General features: G+C 49.5%; 6 protein-coding genes and 1 riboswitch. Of the genes, 4 read left to right on the top strand and 2 right to left on the bottom strand.

The window, feature by feature from the left end:
- A partial coding sequence (gene cgtA, locus STRDD11_RS14410) for an Obg family GTPase CgtA (RefSeq protein ID WP_241209368.1) occupies window positions 1-238 on the top strand: 238 nt, incomplete at its 5' end.
- A 189-nt stretch (window positions 239-427) separates the two neighbouring features.
- Entirely contained in the window at window positions 428-589 is a 162-nt protein-coding gene (locus STRDD11_RS07810) for a hypothetical protein (RefSeq protein WP_128836864.1), read from the top strand.
- 186 nt (window positions 590-775) lie between these two features.
- On the opposite strand, the gene STRDD11_RS07805 is transcribed toward STRDD11_RS07810, so the two are convergent.
- Both STRDD11_RS07805 and STRDD11_RS07800 read right to left on the bottom strand, forming a co-directional pair.
- The gene (locus STRDD11_RS07805) at window positions 776-1,342 is read right to left on the bottom strand and encodes a LytS/YhcK type 5TM receptor domain-containing protein (RefSeq protein WP_128836863.1); all 567 of its coding nucleotides are present in this window, start codon (window positions 1,340-1,342) and stop codon (window positions 776-778) included.
- 4 nt (window positions 1,343-1,346) lie between these two features.
- A complete protein-coding gene (locus tag STRDD11_RS07800; protein ID WP_128836862.1) occupies window positions 1,347-2,327 on the bottom strand; it encodes a nucleoside hydrolase in 981 nt (326 codons plus the stop codon).
- A 93-nt stretch (window positions 2,328-2,420) separates the two neighbouring features.
- Window positions 2,421-2,465: riboswitch (PreQ1 riboswitch) on the bottom strand.
- A gap of 131 nt (window positions 2,466-2,596) precedes the next feature.
- Here STRDD11_RS07800 and STRDD11_RS07795 point away from each other — a divergent pair.
- Window positions 2,597-2,977: a RidA family protein gene (locus STRDD11_RS07795; RefSeq protein ID WP_128836861.1), complete on the top strand. Its 381-nt coding sequence runs from the start codon at window positions 2,597-2,599 to the stop codon at window positions 2,975-2,977.
- A 53-nt stretch (window positions 2,978-3,030) separates the two neighbouring features.
- On the top strand, window positions 3,031-3,500 hold a 470-nt coding region (locus STRDD11_RS14405; protein WP_277592770.1), incomplete at its 3' end, for an RNase adapter RapZ.

Below are 3,500 nucleotides of genomic sequence, written 5' to 3'. Positions count from 1 at the left end.
CTTTGATGAAACTGCGCCGGCCTTTGACATTTCCCGCGATGACGATGCAGCCTGGGTACTGTCTGGTGATAAGCTGGAAAAACTCTTTACCATGACCAACTTCGACCGGGACGAAGCGGTTATGAAATTCGCCCGCCAACTGCGGGGGATGGGAGTTGACGAAGCACTCCGCGCCCGCGGTGCCAAGGACGGCGATGTAGTTCGTATCGGCAGTTTTGAGTTTGAGTTTGTAGATTAAGGCTGCAGTCCATCCAGCTTAAGTGATTATAGGCTTTGATTTTCTTTGATCAGTCGGTGCTGAATGGGCGTCTGTCTCAGCCTCTTGCCAAAAAAAGACCGCTAGGAAGTGTCAATAGCAGGGCAAGGCGAGCTAACAAAGTCATACAAGATAAACGAAATGACGATATTTTAAAAAAGGGGATTGTCCATGGGTGATAAACCAATATCTTTCCGCGATGAAAACGGAAATTTTGTCTCTGCAGCTGATGTCTGGAATGCAGAGAAATTAGAAGAACTCTTCAACAAGCTCAATCCTAAGCGTCAGCTGCGTTTGGAAAGGGAAAAGTTGGAGCAGCAATCAGAAGAATAAAAAAGAGCAGCCCTGAACAAATTGTAAAAATGTTCAGGGCTGCTCCTTTTTCTGATAAATTTGTGGGAATTTTTTGCCAGCTGCTCTGTATTATTTCCCAATTCAGGAGAGTGATACTCAAGGGAAATTATCAGCAAACTAAAAGACTATAAAATGAAAAGAAAGATAAGAGCGGGTTAGCAGTGCTCAGACTCTGCCGGTCTTGGCAGAAAACTGGGGGCTGATTTTTTTCAGCTGAGGCAGGACCAGCAGACTGACTCCGATAACGATGAGGCGGTCGGCATAGTCGGTCAGAGCCTGCACTAGGACGGTGCTGCTGACGAGATCGAGCCCCAAGCCGTGCAAGCCCTGCACTAGAAGGCTGGAGCCGCTGGGGGTGATGCCTTTAAAGACCAGAACGGTAATCAGTGAGGCCAGAATGGTTGCCGGCAGGGAGACAAGGAAGGATTTCCACAGCAGGCTTAGGCTGGGCCTGGACTGATTCTTGAAAAAAATGGAAACCAAGAGAGCCAGCAATATGGCTACTGGTGAGAAGTAGATGGCTGATATATCAGCCGTAAAGGCGCTGATGAGAGCACTTAGAACAGCGATACTCACACCGGCCAGAGGCCCCAGGACCAGACTGGCCAAGACGGTCCCAAAGGTATCCAGATAGATGGGCAGTTTGAGCAGCAGGGCCAGCGTGCTGCCGACATAGTTGAGGGCGATGCAGATGGCAGCAAATGAGATGATATAAGGTGAAAATTTTTTCATGTTTCTATCCTAACTGTAGTGTGCGCAGGTCTTGGGCAATCATTTCTTGAGGTGCCTCTAAAATGACAGCTAGAAAATCCTGGAAAAAGAGCTGAGAGCTGACCTCTTGGGCGATAAAAGCGTTGGCCGGGCGGTGGTAAAAATCATAAGCATCCACCACTGTCTGCCCTAGTGCAGGGCCTTCAGTCGCAAGGTCAACAAAAGCATCAAAGCCCTGGCAGAGGTCTTCGTGGAGAAAATGAGCGACAGCCAGCGGGTCGTTGATGACACAGCCGATGATATGCTCATACTTCCAGTGGAAATCCCAGTAGAAGCGGGTGATGGTGCGGACAAAGGCAGCGACCTCCGGCTGGATGAAGTGCATATACTCCAGAAGGTTGGGGGTGAGGACAATTTGGCGCGTGACATCCAGACCAATCATTTCAATCTTTCTCCCCAGCTTTTGGTAGACCTCCTGAGCTGCATGCGGATCGCACCAGTAGTTATACTCTGCGACGGGTGAGCAGTTGCCGTGAGATTTGTAGCTGCCTCCCATGCAGACAAAGCGCTCCATATGCTGGCCCAGCAGAGGATTTTTTCTCAGAGCCAGAGCAATATTGGTCAAAGGTCCCAGAGCGATTAGGGAAGTATCCTGCTGCTCCCGGAAATAGGCAGCCAGAAAATCGCTTGCTGTCTCTGGCTGAAGGGTAGCAGTACTGCGGCGTTTAATGCTGCTGTCGCCCAAACCATCCATGCCGTGGGTGTCCTGAGCCGAGACAAAATCGCGGACCAAGGGTCTGTCAGCACCTGCATAGACCGGAATATCCAGCCTGTTCAGTCTTTCCAGAATCTTAAAAGCATTGTCTGCTCCCAGCTCAACTGGAACATTGCCTGCAGTGACCGTCAGGGCAGCCACCTCCAAGCCCGGATGCTGGATAGCATAGAGCAGGGCCAGGCTGTCGTCGATGCCGGGGTCGCAGTCAATGATGATTTTTCTCTTTTTCACTTGCGGTAAACCTTTCTAAACAAAGAAAAAATGGCTTTGTTTCAACAAAACCACAATAAAAAACAAGCGCATGTACACCGCTGCAGCAATCGAAGCGACTTAGTTTTTTATTCTGGGAAGTTCTCGAACCAGTCCAAAACAGTGTTTTGATTTCTATATTGTTCTATCATAAAGAAATTTTGCCCAAAAGTCAATGGGGAGAGGCCTGCCGTGGTCAGCTGCCTGCTTTTATGGTATAATGGGGGAAAACGATGAGGAGAAATGAGATTATGGCAAAAACAATTCACACAGACAAGGCACCTGCAGCAATCGGCCCTTATGTTCAGGGGAAGGTCGTCGGCAATCTTCTCTTTGCCAGCGGTCAGGTGCCCCTATCTCCGGAAACAGGAGAAATCATCGGCAGCACCATTGAAGAGCAGACCAGACAGGTTCTGGCCAATATCCATGCGATTTTAGAAGCAGCGGGAACTGACTTTGACCATGTTGTCAAAACGACCTGCTTCCTCAGCGATATGAATGACTTTGTTCCTTTCAACGAAGTCTACAAGACCGCTTTCAGCAGCGAGTTTCCTGCTCGCTCAGCAGTGGAAGTAGCCCGTCTGCCGCGCGATGTCAAGGTTGAGATTGAGGTCATTGCCGAAATCGTCTAAATAAAAAATGAGGAGGAAGCCCCTCTTCTTTTTTAAGAAAAGGAGTATGATGTATGTCAGAGAATAAAATTCAACTGGTGATTGTGACAGGGATGAGCGGAGCGGGGAAAACTGTGGCAATCCAGTCCTTTGAAGACTTGGGCTATTTTACCATTGATAATATGCCGCCGACTCTGGTGCCCAAATTTCTGCAGCTGGTGGAGGGGACGACGGACAATGATAAGCTGGCCCTGGTAGTGGATATGCGGAGCCGGTCTTTCTTTCTGGAAATTCAGGGGATTTTGGATGAGCTGGAAGCCAATCAGGAGATTGACTTTAAGATTCTCTTTCTGGATGCGGCTGACAAGGAATTGGTGGCCCGCTATAAGGAGACCCGCCGCAGCCATCCGCTGGCTGCTGACGGCCGGATTTTGGATGGCATTAAATTGGAACGGGAGCTCCTGGCCCCTCTGAAAAACCTCAGCCAAAACGTGGTGGATACCACTGAGCTGACACCGCGGGAGCTGAGAAAGACAATCGCGGA

Source organism: Streptococcus sp. DD11 (genome assembly GCF_001578865.1).
Taxonomy (GTDB): domain Bacteria; phylum Bacillota; class Bacilli; order Lactobacillales; family Streptococcaceae; genus Streptococcus; species Streptococcus panodentis.
This window is presented reverse-complemented; position numbering and strand designations above follow the sequence as displayed.